Here is a 24,310-nt window from a genome sequence, read left to right as displayed (position 1 = left end):
ATGCCTGCCGACTCATCCCTGCGAGCGCCGACGCGAAGCCTCGTGGTCTGGATGCCGGATTGGCCGGTCATCGCCCTGACCCGAGACGGGCCGCATCCGCTCGATCCTGCCGACCCGATCGCCGTGGTCGAGAAGAACCTCGTGATCGCATGCTCGGCGGCGGCACGGCGTGACGGGGTACGCCGAGGACTTCGGCGGCGCGATGCGCAGGCCCGGTGCCCGGCCATCGCCATCGTCGCCGCTGACCCGGTACGCGATCATCGCGCCTTCTCGCCGGTCGTCGCTCAGCTCGAAGAGCGGGCACCGGGGGTGCAGGTCATCCGCCCCGGGCTGTGCGCGATCCGTGCCCGTGGCCCCGCCCGCTACTACGGTGGTGAGTCCGCCGCGGCGCGGGTGCTGCTTGAACGGATGCGGGAACTCAGCCTCGTCGATGTTCGCATCGGGGTTGCCGACGGTCCCTTCACCGCCGAGCAAGCTGCGCGCAGTGCGACCACGGCGGCCGAGCCCATCCGCGTCGTGCCGGAGGGAGCGGCATCCGCGTTTCTCGCCCCGCTGTCGGTCGCCGCGCTCGGCGACGCCGACCCGGGATCCGGCATCGTCGACCTGCTCGCCCGCCTCGGCATCCAGACCCTCGGGGCCTTTGCTGCCATGCCCGAAGAGCGTGTGCGTGAGCGGCTGGGTGAGCGAGGAGTCAGACTCCGGGCACTCGCCGCCGGCAGTGATTCCCGGCAGATCGAGCCGCGTGTGCCGCCGCCGGAGCTTGCGCGCGAGATCGCCTTCGAGCCGCCGCTCGAGCTTGCCGAACAGGTCGCGTTCGGGGTGCGCCAGACCGCGGATGCCTTCGTCGCCGGTCTCGGGGCGATCGACCTGGTCTGCACCGAGGTGCGCATCGAGCTGGTTGGCGACCGTAGGGAACGCAGCGAGCGGGTGTGGCTGCATCCGGGATCATTCGATGCCGCAGCGATCGTCGACCGGGTGCGTTGGCAGCTCGCCGAAGATGCGGCCAACCTCGTTACGGGTGTCGGACTCGTGCGGATCTCGCCCGAGGCGGTTGATGCGGCATCCCACCACGCCCCGGCGATTTTCGGCTCGGGTCCCGAAGAACGGGTCCACCACGCACTCTCGCGAGTGCAGGCGATGCTCGGTCACCGTGGGGTCGTCACTCCCGCCATCGGTGGTGGGCGCTGGCTCGCCGAGCGACAGGTGTGGGTGCCGTGGGGTGACCGGCTGCCCCGCGACCACCGCACGCTCGCCGCCGAACGCGCTCGCCCCTGGCCCGGGAGCCTCCCCGATCCGCTCCCTGCCACCGTGTTCGCCGCCCCGGTCGCGGTCGAGGTTGTGTCGGCATCCGGGGTCACCGTCTCGGTCGATGACCGTGGGCAGCTCACCGGTACACCGACGCTCATGATCGAAACCGGCAGGCGTCGGGCAGTGGCTGCCTGGGCAGGGCCATGGCCGGTGATCGAACGCGCGTGGGATGCGAAACGGGCGCGGCGGGCGCACCGTTTCCAGGTCGTGGATGCCGACCAGACTGCCTGGCTGCTGGTGTGCGAGCAGGGTGCGTGGCATGCCGAGGGACGGTACGACTGATGGGATTCAACAACCCGTCGGTGTCGTGGTCGGAGATGGAACGGCTGCTCAGCGACCGACGCCGCCCGAAGCCTTCCCCCGGCGACGGCGGTGACAGCCCGGCCTGGTCGCACAAGCGCGGACCCTATGTTGCACCGCCGATCGAGCGACCTGCCGAAACCGTGCCGTACGCCGAGTTGCACGCGCACTCCTCGTTCTCGTTCCTCGACGGGGCATCCTCACCCGAGGATCTCGCCGAGGAGGCCGAGCGGCTCGGGCTCCACGCGCTCGCAATCACCGATCACGACGGTTTCTACGGCATCGTCCGCTTCGCCGAAGCCGCCGAGCAGCTGAGTCTGCAGACCGTGTTCGGAGCCGAGCTCTCCCTTGAGCTGCCGAAGCCGCAGAACGGGGAACCCGACCCGGTGGGCGCCCACCTGCTCGTGCTCGCCCGGGGCGAGGAGGGGTATCACCGGCTCGCCTCCGCCCTCACCCGCGCCCAGCTGCAGGGGGCCGAGAAGGGGCGCCCGCACTATGACCTCGAGCAGCTCGCGGCCTTCGCCCGCGGCGAGGAACGCCTCGACGGACTCACCGGCGCTCGCGGCCGGTCGGAATGGGCGGTGCTCACCGGATGCCGCAAGGGCGCTGTCCGTCGCGCATTGGCCGATGGTGGGCCGGATGCCGCAGCCGCTGCCCTCGACGAGCTCGTCGCGCTGTTCGGCCCGGGCGCCGTGCACGTCGAACTCATCGACCACGGCAATCCGTCGGACACGCGAGACAACGACAGCCTCGCCGCGCTCGCCGCCGACCGCGGCTTGCCGCTGCTCGCGACCAACAACGTGCACTATGCGGCCCCGGAGCGCGCGCAACTTGCCGCGGCGGTGGCGGCGGTCCGGGCGAACCGGGGGCTCGACGAGCTCGACGGCTGGCTCCCCGCCCACGCCGGGGCGCACCTGCGCTCGGGTGCCGAGATGGCTGAGAGGTTTGCCCGGTACCCCGGTGCGGTGGCGAACACCGTGACCCTTGCCGACGAACTCGCCTTTCCGTTGCGCCGGGCCAAGCCCGCCCTACCGAAGCTGCCTGTTCCGGAGGGCCACACACCGATGACGTGGCTGCGCCACCTCGTCTGGGAGGCGGTGCCCCGCAAGTATCCCGATCTAGCCCCGAAAGACCGCGACCGCATCGAACGGGAACTCGGCGTCATAGAGATGAAGGACTTCCCCGGGTACTTCCTCATCGTGCACGGCATCGTGCAAGAGGCCCGGCGGCGCGGCATCCTGTGCCAGGGACGGGGATCGGCGGCCAACAGCGCCATCTGCTACCTGCTCGACATCACCGCCGTCGACGCGATCGCCTACGACCTGCCCTTCGAGCGGTTCCTGTCGAGCCTGCGCGACGAGGAGCCCGACATCGACGTCGATTTCGACTCCGACCGGCGCGAAGAGATCATCCAGTGGGTCTACGCGACCTATGGACGGGACCGCGCCGCGCAGGTCGCGAACGTCATCCAGTACCGGCCCAAGAATGCCGTGCGAGACATGGCCAAGGCCCTCGGCTTCTCGCCGGGTCAGCAGGATGCCTGGTCCAAGCAGGTCGAAAGGTGGGGGAGCTCCCTGGAGAGCAGCCCCGAACACGACATCCCCGCCCAGGTCATCGCGTACGCCGGCGAGCTGCTGAAGGCGCCGCGGCATCTCGGCATCCATTCGGGTGGCATGGTGCTCACCGAGCGGCCGGTCGGAGAGGTAGTGCCGATCGAGCACGCGCGCATGGAGAACCGCACCGTCATCCAGTGGGACAAGGATGACGCAGCCTGGATGGGTCTCGTGAAATTCGATCTGCTGGGCCTCGGGATGCTGGCGGCGCTGCAGTACTGCTTCGACATGATCCGCGAGGCGACGGGGGAGGAATGGGAGCTCTCAACGCTCCCGAAAGAGGAAGCGGCGGTCTACGACATGCTGTGCCGGGCCGATTCGATCGGGGTGTTCCAGGTGGAGTCGCGCGCGCAGATGGGGCTGCTCCCGCGCCTGCAGCCGCGGCGGTTCTACGACCTCGTGATCGAGATCGCTCTCATTCGCCCCGGTCCGATTCAGGGTGGCGCGGTGCATCCGTTCGTGCGACGCAAGCTCGGGGACGAGAAGGTCACCTACCCGCATCCGAAGCTCAAGCCGGTGCTCGAGCGCACCCTCGGGGTTCCGGTGTTCCAGGAGCAGCTCATGCAGATGGCTGTCGCGATCGGCGACTGCACCGCTGAGGATGCCGATCTGCTGCGCCGGGCGATGGGCTCCAAACGCGGGCTCGAGCGGATCGAGTCGCTGCGCGAGAAGCTCTACGAAGGCATGGCGCGCAACGGTCTCGTGGGCGAGGATGCCGATGCGATCTACGCGAAGATCCAGGCATTCGCGAACTTCGGGTTCGCCGAATCCCACTCGCTCTCGTTCGGGCTGCTCGTCTATGCGAGTTCGTGGATCAAGCTGCACTATCCCGCCGCGTTTTTGGCCGGGCTCCTGCGTGCCCAGCCGATGGGCTTCTACTCGCCGGCGACCCTCGTCTCGGATGCCCGCCGCCACGGCGTGGAAGTGCGTCGCCCCGATCTGCACGCCTCCGGTGTGTGGGCCGGGGTTGAGCCGTTGATGCCAGATCCGGCATCCGTCCCTCCGCTCATCCGGGAGGGGCAGGACGCTCGGGAGGATGCTGCGGGGAATATTGAACCTCCCGAACGATCACAACCTCCCGAAACGCCATGCCCTCTCGTACGGATGCCGACGCCCACGGGCATGGATGCCTGCACGCACCGCACCCAGCCGCCGGTGGGTCCGTTCGATCGTGATGCGCCGGATGAGTCGGCAGCCCACCGCCGCGATGGGAACTTCGCGGTGCGGTTGGGGCTCGCGGGCGTCAAGGGCGTTGGGCAGCCGACCGCCGTGCGCATCGTCGCCGAGCGGGATGCGCACGGGCCGTTCCGCGATCTGCGTGATCTCGTGCGCCGAACGGGGGTGACCGAGGTGCAGCTCGAGGCACTGTCGACCGCTGGCGCGTTCGAGTCACTGGGCATCTCGCGCCGCGAGGGGGTGTGGCTCGCAGGGGCCGCAGCTCAGGATCGCGCCGAGTACCTGCCCGACTCGCTGGTGTCGGTGCAGCCGCCCCTCTTCACCGATCCGACGAGTTACGACATTCTCGCCGCCGACTTGTGGGCGACCGGCATCTCGACCGACGACCACCCGCTCACCCACTATCGCGCGCCTCTCGACGCACGCGGAGTGCTCACTTCCCGGGAGATCCGCAGCCACGAAACCGGGCGCCGCATCGAGGTCGCGGGACTCGTCACCCACCGGCAGCGGCCGGCGACGGCATCCGGAATCACCTTCCTGAACCTCGAGGACGAGCACGGTGTCGTCAACGTCATCTGCTCGGTCGGGGTCTGGAACCGCTATCGGCGGGTTGCGCGGGATGCTCCGGCGCTCATCGTGCGGGGGATGCTGGAACGCTCGCCCGAGGGGGTGACGAACGTGCTCGCCGACCGCTTCGAGGACCTGCGTGTCGGGGTGCAGCACCGCTCGCGAGACTTCCACTGATCTCCCTAAGCTGGCGTCGTGAGCGATCCCGAACACGTCGAGGCGCTGCCTGCCACCATGCGTGCCGTCGTGTATGACGCGTACGGACCGCCCTCGAACCTCCGGGTCGAGCAGGTCCCCGTGCCGCGGCCCGCCGCGGGTGAGGTGCTTGTGCAGCTCGTGGCGACCTCCGTCAACCTGAGCGACTGGGAGACGCTGCGCGGCGACCCCTTCTACGCGCGTATCGGCGGGCTCACCAGGCCCGTGCGACGCATCCTCGGTTCGGACATTGCAGGCATGGTCGTCGCCATCGGTCGGGGCGTCTCCCGGTTCGCGGTCGGCGACGAGGTCTACGGTGACATCCTCGAACGCAAGGGAGGCTTTGCCGAGTATGCCGTCGCTCCGGAGTCAGCCCTCGCTCGAAAACCGGCACAGCTGAGCTTCGCCCAGGCCGCCGCGATCCCGCAGCCTGGGGAGATCGCCGTCGAGGCGATGACCAAGGCCCGCCCGGGTTCCCGCCTGCTCGTCAATGGAGCAGGTGGCGGGTCGGGGGCGTTCCTGCTTCAGCTCGCGAAAGCCGCCGGGATGCATGTCACCGGGGTGGACAACGCCGGGAAGCTCGACTTCATGAGGCTCATGGGCGCCGACGAGACCATCGACTACCGCGAGCAGGACTTCACCCGCACCGGGCCCTACGACCTCGTTATCGACCTCGTCGCGTACCGATCGGTGTTCGCCTACCGACGGGCGCTGGCCCCGGGCGGGCGATGCTTTGTCGTCGGTGGCACGACCCGTGTGTTGATACGGATGCTGACCGTCGGCGCGCTTGTCGGTCTTGTCAGTGGGACTCGGCTGGGCGCACTTGCCGTGCCGACTGGACCTGCGCGGTTCGAGCCGCTCGCAGCCCGGTGCGCCGCCGGCGAGATCCAGGTGCCGATCGACGCCGAGTACAACCTCGCCCACACGCGGGAGGCGCTCGAGCATCATGGCAACGGTCGCGCGCTTGGCAAGGTGGTGGTCCGGATCCGCGACGACCCGTGATGCATCGGTCGTGCGCGAAGTTGGTCTCTGTGTGATCACAGAGTCGGGCGTCGCGAGTCGTAGGAACCGACCTCGGGGCGCCGTCCGTGGCCGTCGCGAATGACCGAGCGCGCGAGAGCGATCACGCTCGTGATGATCGCCGCGATGAACAGAACAAGGATGATGACGGACACGGTGGCTCCCTTCCGCCTCCATGTCACCCCGTCACGGATGCCGCACCCCGCGGCCAACCTGCCGCGCGTGGCCCGGTCGTGCACGCGATCCGCGAAAACACAGGGTCTCGTGATGGCGCCGCGAGCCAGCATCCGCCGATTGGACCGCTTGCCACCCGCCAAAACGGCCCCCGACGACCGAAGTCATCGGGGGCCGCTATATCGCTGGGGGATCAGCCCTGTGCGGCGAGCGCGAAGCGGACGGTGCCGTCCTGCTCGAGCTGCGCGTCCAGGACGCGGTCATTGAGCGCAAGCGACGCTGCGGTGTCGAGGAACACGCGAGCGCCCTCGGTCACAACGACGGTGTCGTCAGGCTCGGGTGCGGGTGCCACGCTGAGCTCGAAGCCGGTCTCGGCGCCAGCATCCCGGATGCGCAGACCGCCGTCAGCTGCCTGTGGCACGCGGGCGACGATCGTCTTGACGGCCTCAGCGGCGGTGTCGGTCATGGTGAGCATGGGTGCTCTCCTTCCGTTGCGGTCTCTGGGCCAGCCACGATTCCGAGAGTTGGCAACGCTCGCAACCTCACAAGCGCCATACCCAGGGGATTCCCACGTTGGGACGTTGATCGGCTCGGTCGGGTCAGCGACGCCGCCTAGACTGGAGCAGCCAGCCTCTGTAGCTCAATGGAAGAGCAGTTCCGTCCTAAGGAAACGGTTGGGAGTTCGAGTCTCTCCAGGGGCACTTTCCGTAACGATCGCCGTGTGCGAAGGTGGCAGCCATGGATACGGATGCCGTCGGGCGCTGGGTCAAGGAGTATGAGAGAGCCTGGCGTGAGTGCGATGCGCCAGCGGTGCGCGATCTTTTCACCGAGGACGCGCATTACCTCACGTCACCATACGAAAAACCGCTCGTCGGGCACGAAGCGATCGAGGATTTCTGGAACGATCCGCAACCGTTCGAGATGGAGATCCAGTCGGTGACGGTTGATGGCTCTCACGCTGTCGTGCGCGTGCGGGTCACGTATCGCGACCCTGAGCAGGAGTACCTCGACCTCTGGGAGCTCGACTTCACGCCCGACGGGCGAGTCGAGCATTTCGTCGAGTGGGCCTACTGGCCCGGCAAGAGCTTCACCGCGTAGCTTCGACGGCGCACGCGGTCTCGAGCCTGAGGTGAAGCATCCCGTCGACCGACGTGCTGTCACGGATGCTCATCCGCTCGATGGGCAGCTCAGTGCTGTAGCGAATGTCCTCCTGCATCGCGCGATCGGGCATGTACCCAGCGCTGTCCCAGGCTGCCAGCATGCGGGTCAGCGAGGCGGCATTGTCACCCGTGCGGAACGCCAGGTCAACGGTCAGTCGAGATCCGACCTCTCCGCAGGGAACTGCCGAGACAGGCGTTTGGTGGACTGTAACGGGGACGTCCTCCGGTGTCCGAAGGGGCCGCGTGCTCGCCTCGATCGTGGCGTGAAGCATCCGCGTGATCTCGTCTCGCGCCTGCGTGACAGTCAGGGGATCCGGTGCTGGCGTCGTGCCTCCCGGCGGCAGGATCGCGGCAGTGTTGCCGATCGCGGATGCGGCCATCTCGGTGAGCCTGTCGACATTGTCGTCTCCCCACGCGACGAGCACGAGCGAGCCCGAGAGGAGCACACCGCACACCAGGCCGGCTGCCAACCAGTCAACGGATCGTCTCCAGGCGGCGATGGCGATGATGACGCACACCACGATCAGGGTGATGCTGAGGATCGCTGACGCTGAGCTCCTGGCTGACGCGGCTTCGGCGATCTCTTCCAGCCAACCGGCCGCTGTCACCGGTTTGTCGTAGCCGACGTCGCCGCTCAGCATCACGAACAGAACGGTGGCTCCGCACAGCACAATTGTGCCGACGACGAGAGTAAGGATCGCGAGCGCTTTGATCGCCCGCGTAGCGACGCCCGAGGTGGTGCTCACCCGCTCACTCGCCGCCGCTGACGCCGGCCTCGTCGGGTTCCCACCGCAGGACGTCGCCGGGTTGGCACTCCAGCACGCGGCAAATGGCATCGAGTGTGGAAAAGCGCACGGCCTTGGCTCGACCGTTCTTGAGGACCGACACGTTGACGGGGGTGATGTCGATGGCGGCAGCGAGCTCTGAAACGCTCATCTTCTTCTTCGCGAGTTGGACGTCGAGATCGATCACGATGGCCATCAGACGACCTCAGACAGGTCCTGGCGCAGTTGCGTGGCCTGGCGAAGTAGGCCGCGCATCACGACAACCACGAGGGCAAGACCCGCGGCACAGATGAGTGAGATCAGTCCAACGAGCGCCGTGAAAGGCCCACCAGCGCTCGCTGCATCGAGCACAACGAGGCCGGCGACGATCAGCAAGCCGGCGACGACAATACTGCCGATGATGATGTCGACCCACCGAAACGCGGCGTTGTCGAAGATACGGTCCTCCGCAGCGAGCGACAGAAGGGCCCACACGCAGACCAGCACGACCTGACCGCACAGCAGGAGCGCGTCAACCAAGAGCATGCCGGGAAGCTCGAGGGCTGCAAACTCGGGCGCGGCCTGTGCGAAGCTCCTGGCGTTGGCGGGAACGTAAGCCACCTGCACGAACACGATCGCGGCGAACAACACCACGATCAGGGCTTTGGCCGCCACAATCACCACGTTCCGCATCCGCGTTGTCCTATCGTTTATCGGTTGCAATCTATCGAAAAACGATAGTAGCTTAGCTGCTCGACCGAGGTCCACGTAACTCGGTGCGGGAGAAGGCGGGATGCTATGGCTACGAATGCCGAGAGGCTGCGGTCGGCGTACTCGCGCGCGACGTGGCCAGCACTCATCGTCGGCACTGTCGTGGGTGCGGTGCTTGGCCTGATGGTCGTTCAGATCGTGGGGTCAGCGGCACCGTGGGGTGTTGCACTGACCTTCGGCGTCGCTGGCGTCGTGACGGCCGCGATCGCCGCCGGCCTCAGCTTGGCGGTCTTGGCTGGGATGAACACCTACGTGTCACCGTCGCCCCACGTTCGCGTCGCCGCCGCGACGCTGACCGCATCCGTCGCCACGGCGATGGTGTCGCTGGCGCTGCTGTGGATGCTGTTTCTTCGGGGGGTGCTGTGGATCGCCGCGCTCGCGGGGGTCGTCGCGGCGATCGTCGCACTCGGTCTAGCGCTTGCCGCCGAATGGCGGGCTCCGACCTTGCCTCAGCCGGCGCGGCGCGATCACATTCCCAGCGGTATCGGTTTGTGGCCGCTGGGAGCAGCCATGCTCATTCCCATCGGCGGCGCGAGCTCGATATTCCTGCTCCGAGCTCAGTTGCATGTGCAGTGCGGCATCCACTTCGAGGTTGCTGTTTCTCAGGTCGAGGCGAACGGGTCGTGGGTGTGCGCGGACGGCATCAGCTACCTGATTCCCGGAATCATCCTGAGCTGCGGTCCCTTTGTGTTCGCCGTTGTCGGCGCCGGGATCGCACACCTGGTCGTTCGAGACGTTCTGGCTCGGCTCGTGCTCGCTCTTCTCGCCGTGGCGAGCGTCGCGTGGGTGCTCGGATGGACGTGGTACGCCTCGGGTGCGCTTGTGTCGTCAACGCCGCCCGGCATCGACTCGCTCCACTACTGGTATCTCGCCGTGGGACCCGCCGCAGCCGTGGCGGCGGCAGGACTGGTCTTCGGGCTAGTCGCTCTGCTCGCCCGCCTCTCGGGTACCGGGTGGATGTTGGGTCTCGCGATCGGTGCGATGATCTTCGCCAGCCTGTCAAGCCTCGGGGTCTCCGCCGGCACGTTCGTCGCCGCAGGTCTGCTGGGCGCGGCCTACGGTCGCGGGTTGAGGCGCGAGCACCCCTGTGAGCCGCGCCGGAATGCAGCTGGAGCCAGCGACGAGGCTGCCGGCCCGCTCAGGAGCGCGTGACCGCACCCCGGTTCGGTGCCACAGCGCGATACACCTCGAGCGCTGAGTCGCTCGGTACACCCTGGACGCAGACGTGGTCGGCACCGGCATCCAGATGAGCGCGGAGCCCATCGAGAAGGGTCGCGGCGTCTCCATGGACCACAATGCGATCTACCAGGTCGTCGGATCCCGATCCCTGAACGTCATCATCGCTGAACCCGCCTCGCTTCATGGTGTTGGTGTAGTTGTTCAGGCCGAGATACGGCGTGAGGAACGCGCGTGCGGCCTTGCGTGCGGACACCGGGTCGGTATCGAGTACGACGGTTTGCTCCGGCGCGACAAGGACCCCGTCCCCCAGCGTCTCGCGGGCTTCGGCGGTCTGCGCGGGCAGTGTGAGGTAGGGATGCGTCCCCGCACTGCGGGTGCGGGCGAGTTCGAGCATCCGGGGCCCGAGCGCGGAGAGTAGCCGGTCTTCCCGAGGCACGCCCTCGGCATCCAGCAGGTCGAGATAGCTGCTCATCGCCTCCAGCGGCCGGGCGCGTTCGTGCTGGCGTTCACGGTGACCTGAGCCGATACCGAGCAGGAGCCGGTCGGGATGCCGCGCGACGATGCGATGATACGACTCGGCGAGTTCGGTGGCATCCGACATCCAGATGTTCACGATGCCGGTGGCCAGCACGATCGACTCGGTGGTGTCGAGCAGCCGCTCCGCTTCCACGAGATCGGCGGCGGGAGATCCGCCGAGCCAGATCGTGCCGTACCCGAGCCGCTCGATCTCCACCGCCATCGTTTCTTCGATGTCGGTGCTGCGTCGCCAGACCCCGAATTCACCTAGCCGATCCGTCCACGTCATTCCCCCATCCTCGCAGGCGTGTGGATGTCCAGCCCGGGGCTGCGCGGCACGTCCCTCAGGCATGATCGAACCGTGACCAGTCGATTCGTCGTGCGCACCCGCGCTGCGGTGGCCGCCGACGAGCTTTTCGAGGTCTCGCTCGACATCGACGCTCACGTCGCCTCGATGGAGCAATCCGGCGAGCGGGCGATCTCGGGCGTCGTCTCGGGCCGCATCGACCTCGGTCAGGAGGTCACGTGGCGAGCCCGCCACTTCGGCATCTGGTTCACGATGACCTCGCGGATCACGGCGCTCGACCGACCAACGCGGTTCGTCGATGAGCAGGTGCGTGGGCCGTTCCGGTGGTTTCGTCACGAGCATCGCTTCGATGACGTCACCGGCGTGACGACCATGACCGACACGATCGATCTCGCTTCGCCGATTTTCGGCATCCTCGCCGAACGTGCTGTGCTTGTACCCTACCTGCGGCGACTCATCCGTGTGCGCAACGCACATCTGCTCGACCGGCTCGGCCTGGGCCCGACGACCGATCCCGGTGCTGCCGCCTGGGAGCCGGGCGAGTCTTCGCCGTACCGCGCTGTCGAGAGCGCAACCCACCTCGGTCGAGGCGAGGCGGTGTGGGAGTTCGCGAGCCGCGAGGTGCTCCGCTGGGGCGTGAAGACGCGGAGCGGATTCCGAATCTCTGATGCGCACGAGGTGATCCCCGGGGAGCGGCTGCAGATCACCGCAGCGATCGGTCCCCTGTCGATCCGAGAGCCGGTCGAAGTCCGCAGCGTCATCCGTGAACCCGATCGGGTCGGCTTCTCATATGTGGCTCTGCCGGGTCATCCCGTTCGCGGCGAGGAGGCGTTCATCGTCCACCGCGAGGGTGAGGATGTCTTCCTCAGCATCCGGTCACTCGCGGCGCCCGCGAGCCGCGGCGTCTGGCGTTTCGCGTACCCCGTGCTGCGGGTGGCGCAGATGATTGTCCGGAGGCGGTATCAGAGCGCGCTGCGCTGAGCCCGCGCCTACCGACGCAGCGCAGCTCGAACCGCGGAAGCGGGGTCCAGATCGATGCGTCGCAGCAGCTGGGCATTGAGAGCGACGACGACGGTGGACAGCGACATCAGGATCGCACCGACCGACATCGGCAGCACGAAGCCGATCGGGGCCAGGATGCCGGCGGCCAGCGGCACCGAGATGAGGTTGTACCCGCCCGCCCACCACAGGTTCTGCGTCATCTTCCGATACGTCCGGCGCGACAGCTCGATCACCGAGAGTACTGAGCGTGGGTCGGATGTCGCGAGGATCACTCCGGCCGAGGCGATCGCGACATCCGTGCCCGCACCGATCGCGATGCCGACGTCGGCCTGTGCGAGGGCCGGAGCGTCGTTGACGCCGTCGCCGACCATCGCGACCCGCTTGCCCTCCCACTGAAGTTCACGTACCTTCGCAGCCTTGTCTTCGGGGCGCACGCCGGCGAACACCCGGTCGATGCCGAGGTCGTCGGCAACGGATGCGGCGACGCTCTCGGCATCCCCGGTGATCATGACGACCGTGATGCCCAGCCTGTGCAGCGCATCGACGGCCTTGCGGGACTCCGGCCGCACCCGATCGGACAGTGCCAGCCCGCCGATGACCTGCCCGTCGCGCGCGACGTGCAGGATGATGGCTCCCTTGTCGTGCCAGGATGCGGCGGCTTCGACCTCATCGGCGCCCAGCTGCTCCAGCATCCGGGGCCCGCCGACGCGGATCTCGTGTCCGTCGACCGTTGCAGTGACGCCGACGGCGGGGGAGGACGAGAAGTCGGTCGCCTGGGGGACACGGATGCCCCGCTCGGCCGCCGCGCGCACGATGGCCGCTGCCAGCGGGTGCTCGCTCACGTTTTCGGCGGCGGCAGCGAGGGCGAGCACGTCGTTGTCGTGCCACGCGCTCGCGGTCTCAATCGCCGTCACCGCAGGGGCGCCTTCGGTGAGCGTGCCGGTCTTGTCGAACATCACGGTGTCGACGGTACGCATGCTCTCTAGCGCCAGCCGATCCTTCACCAGGATGCCGGCCCGCGCGGCCCGCTCGGTGGCGATCGAGACGACGAGTGGGATCGCGAGGCCCAGCGCGTGTGGGCAGGCGATCACGAGCACGGTGATCGATCTGATCACCGCTGAGTCGGCGTCGCCGATGAGTGTCCAGACCACGGCGGTGATGACCGCAGAGCCGAGCGCGAACCAGAACAGCAGGGCCGCGGCGCGATCGGCGAGCCGCTGTGCGCGGGATGTCGAGTTTTGCGCATCCGCAACAAGGCGCTGGATGCCAGCCAATGCCGTGTCGTCGCCTGTCGCGGTGACCTCGATGCGAAGACCGGAGTCGACGGCCACGGTACCGGCGGTGACGGTGTCGCCGACGCCGCGAGGGACAGGACGGGACTCTCCGGTGACCATCGACTCGTCCATGTCGGCATGGCCATCGATGACCACTCCATCTGCCGGAACGTTCGAGCCGGGTCGCACCACGACGACATCACCCACGCGCAGATCGGCGGGGGAGACGGTGACGATCTGGTCTCCCTCCACGCGTTCTGCTTCGTCGGGGAGGAGCGCGGCGAGTGAGTCGAGTGCTGACGTGGTTTGCGCAAGTGAGCGCATCTCGATCCAGTGGCCGAGCAGCATGATCACGATGAGCAGCGCCAGCTCCCACCAGAACTCGAGGGCATGGTCCAGGATGCCGAGAGTCGCCCCCCAGGAGGCGAAGAAGGCGACCGTGATGGCCAGTCCGATCAGGAGCATCATCCCCGGCGTGCGCGAGCGCAGTTCCGAGATCGCTCCGCTGAGGAACGGCCAGCCGCCCCAGGCGTACATGACGGTACCCAGGACCGGCGCGACGACCAGCGCCCAGTCCGGCACTGCGTAGCCGAGGATCATCGCGAACATGGGTGATGAGGCGACGACCGGAATCGCTATGACGAGGTTGATCCAGAAGAGTCGACGAAACTGCGCGACGTGATCCCCGTGGCCAGTGTGTCCGCTGTGAGCATCGTGCGATCCATGGCGTTCGCGGTTCTCGTGGCTCTCGTGCTGCGCGTGCTCATCGTGCTCGACGCGCCCTGTCGCTGCCGTGTGGTGGTGCTCGTGCGAACCGCTCATGGCCGTCACTCCTTGGGTCGTCGGCGTACTCTCGACCACAACGAGGATACCCCCGGAGGGTATTCCGGCCCAGGAGGGATCACATACCGAAGGCGGCGCGCACTCCCTCGTTTACCACGACGCCACCCCGCACGTTGAGTCCACGCGCGAGTGCCGGGTCAGCCTCGGATGCCGCATCCCAGCCGTGGTCAGCGATCGTCGCGATGTATGGGAGGGTCGCGTTGCCGAGCGCGCGTGTGGAGGTGTGAGGCGCCGCGCCGGGCATGTTCGCGACGCAGTAGTACAGCGACTGGTGCACCGGGAAGGTGGGGTTGTCGTGGGTCGTGGGGTGTGAGCCTTCGAAGCATCCACCCTGGTCGATCGCGATGTCAACGAGAACGGAGCCGGGCTTCATTGCCGCGACCATCTCGTCGGTCACGAGCTTGGGGGCTGCAGCTCCCGGGATCAGGACCGACCCGATCACGAGATCGGCTTCGGCGAGCTGCTCGGCGATCTCGTACCGGGTCGAGGCGCGGGTCTGGATGGCTCCGCCGAAGCGAGCCTCCAGGGCGCGGAGCTTGGGCAGCGAGATGTCGATCACGGTGACGTTCGCACCCAAGCCGAGCGCGTTCGCCGTTGCGTGCTCGCCCGCCACACCGCCACCGATCACGACGACCTTGGCCTTGGGTGTGCCGGGCACGCCGCCGAGCAGCATCCCTCGCCCGCCCGCGGGGCTCATGAGGGCGTTCGCGCCAACCGTGATGGACAGGCGCCCGGCTACCTCGCTCATCGGAGCGAGCAGCGGCAGCGCGCGGTCGACGGTCTGCACGGTCTCGTAGGCGATCGCGGTAGTTCCAGCGCTCATGAGGGCGTCGGTCAGCGGCCGGTCGGCGGCGAGGTGCAGGTAGGTGAAAAGGGTGAGGTCTTCGCGCAGCAGCCCGTATTCGGGGGCGATCGGCTCCTTGACCTTGACGACCATCTCGGCGCCGCCCCAGGTCTCTTCGGCGGTGTCGGCGATCTGTGCGCCCGCGGCGCGATACGCGTCATCCGTGAACGCGCTACCGAGGCCCGCGCCGCGCTGCACCGTCACGGTGTGGCCTCGGCGAACGAGGGCGTCCACTGCTGCCGGCGTCATGGCGACGCGGTTCTCGTTGTTCTTGATCTCGGTGGGTACGCCGATCCGCATGGGTTTCTCCGTTCTTCCTTGAGCGCGGCCATACAGCTCGCCGTCGAAACCGAGAATCGCACGATCTTCTGCTCTTTATGTTTCAGAACGAAGAAATCGAGCCTCGAACTGCGCATACGGGCGCGTTGTCGTGAAGAAGAGTTGGCGCTGGTGCTCGAATGGCGAAGAATATTCGGTATGGAGAAGGACCTCGACCCCGTCGACGAACGCATCGTCGAGCTGCTGTCAGCCGATGGCCGCATGACGAACGCGGCGCTCGCTGATGCGATCGGCCTCGCACCGTCAACCGCGCACACCCGCGTTCGCGCTCTCGTAGACCGCGGCGTGATCACGGGCTTTCACGCAGCCCTCGACCAGGGCGCCCTCGGGCGAGGGCTCCAGGCTGTCATCGGAGTGACCCTGCGTCCCGGTGCGCGCCAGGAGAGCATCCGTGCTTTCACGCAAGAGGTGCGACGCATCCCCGAGGTGATCCAGGTCTTCTTTCTCGGCGGGGCTGACGACTTCCTGGTCCACATCGCTGTCGAGGATTCGTCGGCGGTGCGGCGCTTCGTTGTCGACCACCTGTCCGCCCGGCACAGTGTGGCGTCCACCCGCACCAGCCTGATCTTCGAGTACCACCGCAATGCCGTCGCCGCCGACTTCGACTAGGCCCGTATTGCGGGGCATCGTAAGAAAGCGCCGCGCAATTGGTCCCGGGGCGCCGCGACGACGGATGATGGAGGAACGGCGCATCACAGCATCCGTGCGTCGACCCACCCTTGGAGGCCCTGTGTCCCGTGCCCTTGGCGCATCGCGCGCCCGTATCCTCACCGCCGCTGCCGCACTCGCGCTCTCGGCGCTCGCCCTGGCAGGCTGCTCGACGTCCGGCGAACAACCCGACTCCGCCGATGCGGGGTACGTGACGCCCGGAAAGCTCACCATCGCGACCGGACAAACCGCCTACGAGCCGTACGTCATCAACGATGACCCGGCCTCCGGTGAAGGGTTCGAGGCGGCCCTCGCGTACGCGATCGCCGACAAGCTCGGGTTCGCTGCCGACGACGTCGAATGGGTGCGCACGAGCTTTGAGGCAGCGATCGCCCCCGGTCCGAAGGATTTCGACTTCAACATCCAGCAGTACACGATCACCGACGAGCGCAAGCAGGCAGTCGATTTCTCGTCCCCGTACTACTCGGCGGCCCAGGCTGTCGTGGCGATCGAGGGCGGACCGGCAGAGGGTGTCACCGACATCGATGGGCTGAAGTCCCTCGTCTTCGGCGCGATGTCGGGCTCGACCAGCGCGCAGACGATCGATGCGGTAGTTCAGCCCGACACGGCGACCCAGCTCTACTCGTCCAACGAGGATGCCGTCGCAGCCCTCAAGGCCGGGCAGATCGACGCGTTCGTGATCGACCTGCCGACGGCGTTCCTTGCCACGTCGCAGTACATCGAGAACTCCTTCATCGTCGGCCAGCTGCCCCTGGGCGGAATCGCCGATGAGTGGGGCGTTGTGCTGGCGAAGGACTCACCGCTGACGGCATCCGTGTCGGAAGCGATTGACGAGCTGCGCGCCGACGGCACGCTCCAGCAGATCACCGACCAGTGGCTGGATGCCGAGCAGGGCGTTCCGATCCTGCAGTGACCGCTCCCGCCCCTGCTGCCGCGGACGGCCCGCCGCCGCTCAGCGCCCTCGAGCTCGACCGCCGCGCCTATCGGCGCCGGCGGTCGCAGCGCTCTGTGCTCGTTGCGGTCGCGTCGACCGTGGTGTTCGGCGCGGTCGTCTGGCTCACTGTCATCCAGACGCCGGGGTGGTCGGCGGTACAAGAGGCCTTTTTCAATCCGCGGATCGCGATCGAGGCGCTCCCGAAGATCTGGGACGGATTCCTCCTGAACCTGCAGGTGCTGGGTCTGTCGGTCATCACGGTGAGCGTTGTCGCGTTGACTGTCGCGGTGCTCCGCACCCTGCGCGGACCGGTGTTCTTCCCGCTGCGGGTGCTCGCGGCCGGCTACACCGACCTGTTCCGCGGCTTCCCGTTCATCATCGTGCTCTACCTGGTAGGGTTCGGCATCCCCACGATCATGGATCAGCGCATCCCGCCGGTTGTCCTCGGGGTGATCGCGGTCACCCTCACCTACTCGGCATACGTTGCTGAAGTCATCCGTGCCGGTATCGAGGCCGTGCATCCGTCACAGCGGCTCGCCGCCCGTGCCCTCGGGCTCGGCCACGTGCAGACGCTTCGGCATGTCGTGCTGCCGCAGGCGCTACGCAAGATGACACCGCCGCTGATGAACGACTTCATCTCGATGCAGAAGGATGTCGGGCTGATCTCTATTCTCGGAGCCGTGGATGCCGTCGCGGCCGCCCGCTCGGAGGTGTCCCTCACCTACAACTTCACGCCCTATGTCGTCGCGGGCATCCTGTTCGTCCTGCTCGCCATCCCGACGATCCGGGTGGCCGACTGGTACACGGCGAAGCTGCAGCGTCGCGAGCAGGCGGGATCGGTCCTGTGAGCGCCGTGCTGCGGGCTGAGGGCCTGTGGAAGAGATTCGGCGACCAGCCCGTCTTGCGCGGCGTATCGCTCGAGCTCTCGCGTCACGAGGTCGTCGCGGTGATCGGTTCGAGTGGATCGGGTAAGTCAACGTTGCTGAGGTGCCTGAATCTGCTCGAGAGCATCGACGATGGCCGCATCCTGCTCGGTGACGATGACATCTCGGATCCGCGAGTCGATGCCGACCGGGTGCGTTCACGGCTGGGTACCGTCTTCCAGAGCTACAACCTGTTCCCGCACCTGAACCTGCTCGATAACGTCACCCTCGCTTCCCGGGTCGTGCGACGGATTCCGCGCCGCGACGCCGAAGAGCGAGGGAAGGTGCTACTCGATCGGGTGGGGCTCGGAGCATTCGCGGACGAGCATCCCGACCGGCTCTCCGGCGGCCAACAGCAGCGCGCGGCCCTCGCCCGGGCCATCGCAACCGACCCCGAGGTGCTGCTACTCGACGAGATCACCTCGGCGCTGGATCCGGAGCTCGTCGGCGAGGTGCTCGGCCTCGTCCGTCAGCTCGCCGAGGAGGGTTCCACCATTCTGATGGCCACACACGAGATGGCCTTCGCGCGCGATGTCGCGCATCGCGTGCTGTTCCTCGACGAGGGGCGCGTGCTCGAGGAGGGCACGCCAGCCCAGGTGTTCGGCGCGCCGCGCGAGGCCCGCACGAGAGAGTTTCTGGCACGATTTCGTGCGTGAGGCGGGTAGTCGTTGGGCCACCCGCCTCACGCGCCGCTCTTATCAGGGGCGCTGACCACCGCCTCCGCCACCGCCCATTCCTCCGCCGCCCATACCGCCGCCCATACCGCCCGAGAGCGCGGTTCCGGTCTGAGCCGAGACCGTGGTGCTGCCGGTGCTGAAGGTATACGTGGCGCCGCTTGCGACATCCGCCGAGCTGAACACGACAGTTTCGAACTGCTTGGGCGAGGTCACCTCGGCGAGCACGGTGCCGCTGGAGTCGGTGATCGTGACGGTCGTGCCGGCTGAGCCGGAGACGGATGCCGCGACCCACGACTGGGACGACGTCGAGTCGGGTGTCTCGGCCATGCCCGAGCTTCCCAGCGCCAGCACCGTGCCGCCGGTGACCTCGATGCCACCGTTGGAGTCGAGCGCCCCGTTCCCGCTGTTCGTCGGACCGAAGACGACGGTCTGTCCGCCCGAGATCACGATCGTGCCGTTGGAATCCAGGCCGTCACCGTCGGCATCGATCGTCACGATGCCGCCCGAGATTGTGAGCGTCTCGCCTGAGTTCTGCATCCCGCCGCCACCCATGCCGCCGCTCGAGCTGCCGCTGGCGGCATTGAGACCGTCATCGCTCGCGGTGACGTCGACCGTGCCCCCCGAGATAGCAATGTCGGCTCCTTCGATCCCTTCGTAAGATTCAGTCACCGTCACTTCGCCAGATCGGATCTCCACGGTCTGCTCCGCGTGAATGCCGTCATCACCCGTCGACAGGGTGACATCGGCGCCACCGATGCCGACCGATCCGTCGCTGTGTACGGCGTCATCGGCTGCGTCGACGTTCATCGTGCCCTCGTCCAGGGCGACGACCACGCCGGCGGTGATCCCCTTCGGATCGGCGTCCGCCGACAGCGCGGCGTCTGCGCCTCGGCCCGCCTCGATCGTGACGGTTCCGCCGGTGACGACGGCGTCGGTGGCAGCGGCAATCCCGTCGTCACCAGCGGTGACCTGGACTGTCCCATCGGCGATGAGCACGTAGCCGCGCGTAGCATCGTCATCCTGATCGCTCTTCAGACCATCCCCGCCCGCGGTCACGGTGACCGTGCCGCCCTCGATCACGAGTGCGTCCTTGCCGCGCAGGCCATCGTCGATGGCGTCGACCTCGATCGTTCCCGACAGGATCACGAGGTCGTCGGTGCTGGTGATGCCGTCATTGCCGTTGCCGTCCACCGTGAGCGTGCCGTCGCCCGAAATCGTGAGGTCTGTGGCGGCGTAGATCGCGGCGTTCGCTTCCGCCTCATCGGCATAGCTGGATGTGTCTGAGACGGCGTTGGTCGTCCCGGACTCCAGGTAGATCGCGACGTCGTCAGCGGTCTGCACATCGATCGCTGCGCCGGATGTGTTCTCGATTGTCGCGCCGTCGAGAATCAGCACGACCAGCGCATCGTCAGGTGCGGCCACGATCACGGATCCCGCGAGATCCCCGCTGAGTCGATAGACGCCGGCAGCGGTGATCGTGACCGTGGAACCATCGATCGCGACAGCGTCCGATGAGCTGGATTCCGACGAACCGCTCAGGGTGACATCGACGGCGGATGCGGCATCCCACTCATCATCGTTGACGGTCGCGTAGTCCTCGTTGGCGGCAAGCACGGCTTCGGCGGCCAGGTCGGAGTCGACGGTCACGGTGGTCTCGATGACCGCGGTATCAGCCGTGGTCGACTCTGCCGTCGATGTCGTCACGGCGGTGCATCCCGCGAGGACCACACCGGTCACGACAAGGGGGCGAACAGGAGGGGCTAGGCGGCGGCGCATGATGTCTCCTCTCGTGAGCCGACGGCGAAGGGACCGCGCAGGAGGCGCGACCACTTGTTGCGGGGAAGTTCGGGGTGAAGCGCGGCAAGGCCGGTCGCATACTTGCTCAGCGACACGGGCCGCGCGCCCAGGCGCCACAGGATCCTGTCGACCTCGCTCGCCTGCGACATGGACTTGGTTTCGACGATCGTCATGCCGGGAAGCTCGAAGCCTCCGCCGTCTGGTTCGATCCACTCGCGTGCCGGCTCATCGCGATACACGACGCCGTTACGGATGACGATGCCGGTGTCGCGGAATCCGTAGTAGTCGCCGTTGATCGCGAACACCGCCGAGTTGTCGGCAGCGATCGCCGAGGTGAGTTCGGTGATGTTCTCACCGAACTGATCCTTGGCGAACGCAGACCTCAGATCGGTGGCATCACCGAGCACAACATCGGCGACGTAATACGTGACGGCGTCGGACCCACTCCCGGTTTGCACCGTGCTGATCGTGATCGACGTGTCGCCCGACGTGTAGGAGTTGTCGGTGATCACCGCCTCGGTGTCGGTAGCGGCGTCAGTGTCGGTGTCTGTGTCCGTCTCTGTCGCGTTCGATGGTGTCCCGTACGAGGCTTCGTAGGCCGAGACATCGGCGATCTCCACGTGCTCGATCAGGAATCGGTCTGCGGCCCACCACGCCCCTCCGCCGGCCGCGAGCACCACGACCAGCCCGCCCGCCATCACTGCCCGCCGCAGCCGACGGCTTTTCCGCGGGAGCGTCACGGCACCCGGTTGTGTCGCACGGGATGCATCGCGTGGAGGGTGGTCGGCGGTCGAGGGTGAATCAGCCATCCTCTATGGGTACGCATCGGGGCTATGCCGACTGTCGGCGCACCCTGTGTCCCACCTGCCGGATGATCAAGCGCTGGGCATGATCCGACCACGAACTGGCTGGGAGTGCTCGTCGACCGTTCGGTCCACGGGGTGGTCAACGGGCGCGGCGGGACTCCTCAGTGGCCGGCGCCGAGTTCCCCCGAGAGTCTGCCGTGGAAGTCGGTAGTCGCCTCGTTCATCCCCTCAAGGATGACGCGCTTGCCGCGCTGCTCGTACTTCGTCACGACGGCATCCAATGCCGCGACAGTCGAGGCATCCCAGATGTGCGAGTTGGACATGTCGATGACAACACGGTCGGGATCGTGGGAGTACTCGAACTGGGTGGTCAGGTCGTTGCTCGAGGCGAAAAAGAGCTCTCCGTCGACGGTGTAGCGCGCCGTCGGAACTGATGCGTCGGCATCCATCTCTCGGCGCACCTGAACGAAGTGCGCGACCCGGCGGGCGAACAGCACCATCGCCGCGAACACACCCACGACCACGCCGATCGCGAGGTTGTGGGTCCACACCGTCACGATGACCGTGATGAGCATGACGGCAGTCTCGCTCTTGGGCATCCGGCGCAGGGTCGACAGGCGGATGCTGTGCCAGTCGAAGGTCGCGACCGAGACGACGATCATGACGGCGACGAGGGCTGCCATCGGAATGACCGCGACGATGTCGCCGAGCACGAGCACCAGGATCAGCAGGAAGACCCCGGCGAGGAACGTCGAGATGCGCGTGCGAGCGCCTGAGGCCTTGACGTTGATCATCGTCTGGCCGATCATCGCGCACCCGCCCATGCCGCCGAAAAGGCCCGACAGGATGTTCGCACCGCCCTGCCCGAACGCTTCGCGCGTCTTGCGGGAGTGCGTATCGGTGATGTCATCGACGAGCTTCGCGGTCATGAGTGACTCGAGCAGGCCGACCACCGCGACCGCGAGCGCGTAGGGAGCGATGATCTGGAGTGTCTCGAGGCTGAAAGGGACGTCCGGGATGAACAGGGTCGGCAGGCTCTCGGGAAGGTCCCCCTGATCGCCGACGGTGGGGATGTTCATGGCGAAGACGACAGCCGCGGCGGTCAACAACACGATCGCCACCAGGGGTGCGGGGACGACCTTCGTCCACAGCGGCATGAGGTACATGATGAGAAGTCCCGCGGCGACCATGGGGTAGACGAGCCAGGGCACATCGATGAGCTGCGGAAACTGCGAGACGAAGATAAGGATCGCGAGCGCGTTCACGAAGCCGACCATGACGCTGCGCGGGATGAAGCGCATGAGCTTGGCCACCCCGAGGGCGGCGAACACGATCTGGATGAGCCCCCCGAGCATCACTGTCGCGATGAGGTAGTCGACGCCGTACTCGCGCGCCACCGGCGCGACCACCAGCGCGATGGCGCCCGTGGCAGCGGTGATCATCGCGGGCCGGCCGCCGAGGAACGCGATAGCCACCGCCATGACGAACGACGAGAACAGGCCCAGGCGCGGATCGACGCCCGCGATGATCGAGAAGGCTATGGCCTCCGGGATCAGCGCGATGGCAACGACAAGCCCCGCAAGCACCTCTCGGGTGAGCAGCCTCGGGCTTCGCAGTGCCTGCAGCACTGTCGGTTCGATGTGGTAGCGGGCAGAGTTCTCGCGCGCAGGGCTGGTATCGGTCACGGCACTCCAGGGGAGATCGGGCGCCCTGGTGTGGCGCCGGGATGGCGGCGACCACCCTACCTGGGAGTGACTGGGCGTCCCTAACTCCGCAGAATCACCCGTACTCCGCATCCGTTCGGCTGGATGCTGCGAGGAACGTGCAAGATTGCGGAGTTCGTGAGGTTTGACTCCGGCGCTCGCGGCCCTCGCAGGGGCGGGCACGCCGTATCCTGATCCTGATTGGGCGTGAGGGGAACGACGGATGACGACAGTCGACGAGGCAGCCCGGCTGGAGGCGATCGACAGCTACGACGTGATCACGTCGCCACCCGCGTCTGAGCTTCAGGGCCTCGTCCGCCTCGCGGCGATGCTGTGCGAGGTGTCGAAAGCCGTCATCAACATCATCGATGATCGCTTCCAACACCAGATCGCGGCAGAGGGGTTCGAACCGGTGGTCTGCGCCCGCACTGATTCGATGTGTGTCGCCGTTCTGACAGAGCAGGCGCCCATCGTGATCTCGGATGCCCGGCAGGACCCGCGATTCCGCGCCAACCCGTTCGTCATGGGTGACATCGCCTGGGTGCGTTTCTACGCATCGAGCCCACTCGTGACACCTGACGGCGCGATCATCGGGACGCTCTGCGTGTTCGACGAGGACCTTCGGGAGCTTGACGACGACACCCGGCGCGGACTGGATGTTCTTGCACGGCAGGTGATCGACGTCCTCGAGCTCCGGCGAAAGACGCGCGAACTCACCGAGACGAACGAGATGCTCACTCAGTTCGCGGGGCAGATCAGCCACGATCTGCGCAACCCGCTGACCGCGCTGACGGGATTTTTGGAGCTCGCGGCCGACAGTCCTGACATCGACCGGGCGCCACAGGCTGCCCGGTCTCTCGCGCACGCGGAGTCCGCGGCCGACCGGATGGCCACCATGATCGCGGATCTGCTGGAGTATGCGCGGCGCGGATCGGCGGCACCACATCCGCAACGGGTGCGCGTCGACGAGTTGACGGCAGAGGTCTTGACGGACCTCGGCGTACCGATCGCCGCGTCGTCGGCCACGATCGCCGTGGATGCCGCACTCGACGTCTGGGCCGATCGCACTCTCTTGGCCGTCGTGATCCAGAACACCATCGCGAACGCGGTGAAGTTCGCGGCAGCTGCTGGAGTCCAGCCGCACGTCGAGGTACGAGCGACGCGAGACGCGTCTGGTTCGCTCATCACCGTCGACGACAACGGTCCGGGAGTTCCTCGTGAACTGCGAAAGCGCGTGTTCGATCTGATGGAGCGAGGAAACGCCGAGGGGGTCGACGGGCTGGGGCTCGGTCTTGCCACGTGTCGCCGCATCGTGCTGGCGCACAGCGGTCGCATTGCCATTGAGGACTCTCCGCTGGGCGGCGCGCGGGTGCGAGTCGCGCTGCCGAACCCACCAGACTTTCACTGACGGGTCGCCGCGGCCTCGGTGCTGGGCGGAGGCGGCGGAAG

The 24,310-nt window shown here is 67.1% G+C and carries 22 protein-coding genes and 1 tRNA gene; 12 read left to right on the top strand and 11 right to left on the bottom strand.

From position 1 onward, the window contains the following. The 3 genes from MICSW_RS11165 to MICSW_RS11155 are packed head-to-tail and all read left to right on the top strand — an operon-like array spanning position 1 to position 6,161. On the top strand, positions 1 to 1,590 hold the full coding sequence (locus MICSW_RS11165) for a DNA polymerase Y family protein (protein ID WP_464495900.1): 1,590 nt from the start codon (positions 1 to 3) through the stop codon (positions 1,588 to 1,590). Next, positions 1,590 to 5,141 (top strand): error-prone DNA polymerase, encoded by a 3,552-nt coding sequence (locus MICSW_RS11160; RefSeq protein WP_295794933.1) that lies wholly within the window; start codon positions 1,590 to 1,592, stop codon positions 5,139 to 5,141. The genes MICSW_RS11165 and MICSW_RS11160 overlap by 1 nt, the downstream gene beginning before the upstream one ends. Positions 5,142 to 5,159: 18 nt before the next feature. Beyond that, positions 5,160 to 6,161 (top strand): NAD(P)-dependent alcohol dehydrogenase, encoded by a 1,002-nt coding sequence (locus MICSW_RS11155; protein ID WP_464495896.1) that lies wholly within the window; start codon positions 5,160 to 5,162, stop codon positions 6,159 to 6,161. 35 nt (positions 6,162 to 6,196) lie between these two features. On the opposite strand, the gene MICSW_RS11150 is transcribed toward MICSW_RS11155, so the two are convergent. Together MICSW_RS11150 and MICSW_RS11145 are read right to left on the bottom strand one after the other, a co-directional pair. Beyond that, the gene (locus tag MICSW_RS11150; protein ID WP_292709076.1) at positions 6,197 to 6,334 is read right to left on the bottom strand and encodes a hypothetical protein; all 138 of its coding nucleotides are present in this window, start codon (positions 6,332 to 6,334) and stop codon (positions 6,197 to 6,199) included. 212 nt (positions 6,335 to 6,546) lie between these two features. Beyond that, on the bottom strand, positions 6,547 to 6,828 hold the full coding sequence (locus MICSW_RS11145; protein WP_195692006.1) for a Fe-S cluster assembly protein HesB: 282 nt from the start codon (positions 6,826 to 6,828) through the stop codon (positions 6,547 to 6,549). Positions 6,829 to 6,982: 154 nt separating this feature from the next. Between MICSW_RS11145 and MICSW_RS11140 the strand changes: the two genes are divergently transcribed. Both MICSW_RS11140 and MICSW_RS11135 read left to right on the top strand, forming a co-directional pair. Then, positions 6,983 to 7,054, top strand: a tRNA-Arg gene (locus MICSW_RS11140). A 37-nt stretch (positions 7,055 to 7,091) separates the two neighbouring features. Then, complete coding sequence (locus MICSW_RS11135; protein WP_292709072.1) at positions 7,092 to 7,451, top strand: nuclear transport factor 2 family protein; 360 nt, start codon at positions 7,092 to 7,094, stop codon at positions 7,449 to 7,451. On the opposite strand, the gene MICSW_RS11130 is transcribed toward MICSW_RS11135, so the two are convergent. From MICSW_RS11130 to MICSW_RS11120, 3 genes are read right to left on the bottom strand one after another with little or no spacing between them, the layout of a single operon-like run. Then, entirely contained in the window at positions 7,441 to 8,259 is an 819-nt protein-coding gene (locus MICSW_RS11130; RefSeq protein WP_464495890.1) for a hypothetical protein, read from the bottom strand. The two genes, MICSW_RS11135 and MICSW_RS11130, sit on opposite strands and share 11 nt — an antisense overlap. Before the next feature lie 4 nt (positions 8,260 to 8,263). Further along, positions 8,264 to 8,494, bottom strand: a complete 231-nt coding sequence (locus tag MICSW_RS11125) for a helix-turn-helix domain-containing protein (RefSeq protein ID WP_292709068.1) — start codon at positions 8,492 to 8,494, stop codon at positions 8,264 to 8,266. Next, a complete protein-coding gene (locus MICSW_RS11120) occupies positions 8,494 to 8,970 on the bottom strand; it encodes a DUF2975 domain-containing protein (protein WP_464495884.1) in 477 nt (158 codons plus the stop codon). The genes MICSW_RS11125 and MICSW_RS11120 overlap by 1 nt, the downstream gene beginning before the upstream one ends. 105 nt (positions 8,971 to 9,075) lie before the next feature. On the opposite strand from MICSW_RS11120, the gene MICSW_RS11115 reads away from it, so the two are divergent. Further along, complete coding sequence (locus tag MICSW_RS11115; RefSeq protein ID WP_292735538.1) at positions 9,076 to 10,200, top strand: hypothetical protein; 1,125 nt, start codon at positions 9,076 to 9,078, stop codon at positions 10,198 to 10,200. On the opposite strand, the gene MICSW_RS11110 is transcribed toward MICSW_RS11115, so the two are convergent. Next, complete coding sequence (locus tag MICSW_RS11110) at positions 10,187 to 11,032, bottom strand: LLM class F420-dependent oxidoreductase (RefSeq protein ID WP_292727868.1); 846 nt, start codon at positions 11,030 to 11,032, stop codon at positions 10,187 to 10,189. The two genes, MICSW_RS11115 and MICSW_RS11110, sit on opposite strands and share 14 nt — an antisense overlap. 72 nt (positions 11,033 to 11,104) lie before the next feature. Between MICSW_RS11110 and MICSW_RS11105 the strand changes: the two genes are divergently transcribed. Next, on the top strand, positions 11,105 to 12,031 hold the full coding sequence (locus MICSW_RS11105) for a DUF1990 family protein (protein ID WP_348681278.1): 927 nt from the start codon (positions 11,105 to 11,107) through the stop codon (positions 12,029 to 12,031). Positions 12,032 to 12,039: 8 nt separating this feature from the next. Here MICSW_RS11105 and MICSW_RS11100 read toward each other — a convergent pair whose 3' ends face one another. Both MICSW_RS11100 and ald read right to left on the bottom strand, forming a co-directional pair. After that, positions 12,040 to 14,148, bottom strand: coding sequence for a heavy metal translocating P-type ATPase (locus MICSW_RS11100; protein ID WP_292727867.1), 2,109 nt, complete (start codon positions 14,146 to 14,148; stop codon positions 12,040 to 12,042). A gap of 79 nt (positions 14,149 to 14,227) precedes the next feature. Continuing rightward, the gene (ald, locus tag MICSW_RS11095; protein WP_292735533.1) at positions 14,228 to 15,313 is read right to left on the bottom strand and encodes an alanine dehydrogenase; all 1,086 of its coding nucleotides are present in this window, start codon (positions 15,311 to 15,313) and stop codon (positions 14,228 to 14,230) included. A gap of 177 nt (positions 15,314 to 15,490) precedes the next feature. Between ald and MICSW_RS11090 the strand changes: the two genes are divergently transcribed. The 4 genes from MICSW_RS11090 (at position 15,491) to MICSW_RS11075 (ending at position 18,534) form a co-directional block, all read left to right on the top strand. Beyond that, positions 15,491 to 15,961 (top strand): Lrp/AsnC family transcriptional regulator, encoded by a 471-nt coding sequence (locus MICSW_RS11090; RefSeq protein ID WP_228176884.1) that lies wholly within the window; start codon positions 15,491 to 15,493, stop codon positions 15,959 to 15,961. A gap of 121 nt (positions 15,962 to 16,082) precedes the next feature. After that, positions 16,083 to 16,934, top strand: a complete 852-nt coding sequence (locus MICSW_RS11085; protein WP_292735528.1) for an ABC transporter substrate-binding protein — start codon at positions 16,083 to 16,085, stop codon at positions 16,932 to 16,934. Beyond that, a complete protein-coding gene (locus tag MICSW_RS11080) occupies positions 16,931 to 17,803 on the top strand; it encodes an amino acid ABC transporter permease (protein WP_292730469.1) in 873 nt (290 codons plus the stop codon). Before MICSW_RS11085 ends, MICSW_RS11080 begins: the two co-directional genes overlap by 4 nt. After that, the gene (locus MICSW_RS11075; protein ID WP_292799316.1) at positions 17,800 to 18,534 is read left to right on the top strand and encodes an amino acid ABC transporter ATP-binding protein; all 735 of its coding nucleotides are present in this window, start codon (positions 17,800 to 17,802) and stop codon (positions 18,532 to 18,534) included. The genes MICSW_RS11080 and MICSW_RS11075 overlap by 4 nt, the downstream gene beginning before the upstream one ends. Before the next feature lie 42 nt (positions 18,535 to 18,576). Here MICSW_RS11075 and MICSW_RS11070 read toward each other — a convergent pair whose 3' ends face one another. The 3 genes from MICSW_RS11070 to MICSW_RS11060 form a co-directional block, all read right to left on the bottom strand. Continuing rightward, positions 18,577 to 20,331 carry a carbohydrate-binding domain-containing protein gene (locus MICSW_RS11070; protein WP_464495866.1) on the bottom strand — a complete coding sequence of 585 codons (1,755 nt, stop codon included), beginning with the start codon at positions 20,329 to 20,331 and terminating at the stop codon, positions 18,577 to 18,579. Further along, positions 20,316 to 21,050, bottom strand: coding sequence for a CYTH domain-containing protein (locus MICSW_RS11065; protein WP_292736190.1), 735 nt, complete (start codon positions 21,048 to 21,050; stop codon positions 20,316 to 20,318). Before MICSW_RS11065 ends, MICSW_RS11070 begins: the two co-directional genes overlap by 16 nt. Positions 21,051 to 21,319: 269 nt before the next feature. Next, a complete protein-coding gene (locus MICSW_RS11060) occupies positions 21,320 to 22,843 on the bottom strand; it encodes a SulP family inorganic anion transporter (protein WP_464495864.1) in 1,524 nt (507 codons plus the stop codon). A gap of 241 nt (positions 22,844 to 23,084) precedes the next feature. Here MICSW_RS11060 and MICSW_RS11055 point away from each other — a divergent pair, with 241 nt between their 5' ends. Next, positions 23,085 to 24,269, top strand: a complete 1,185-nt coding sequence (locus MICSW_RS11055) for a sensor histidine kinase (RefSeq protein ID WP_464495862.1) — start codon at positions 23,085 to 23,087, stop codon at positions 24,267 to 24,269. Positions 24,270 to 24,310: the final 41 nt, after the last annotated feature.

It is taken from the genome of Microbacterium sp. SW12 (assembly GCF_055391095.1).
Note: the sequence above shows the minus strand (reverse complement) of the source record. Positions and strands in the feature narration are given on the sequence as shown.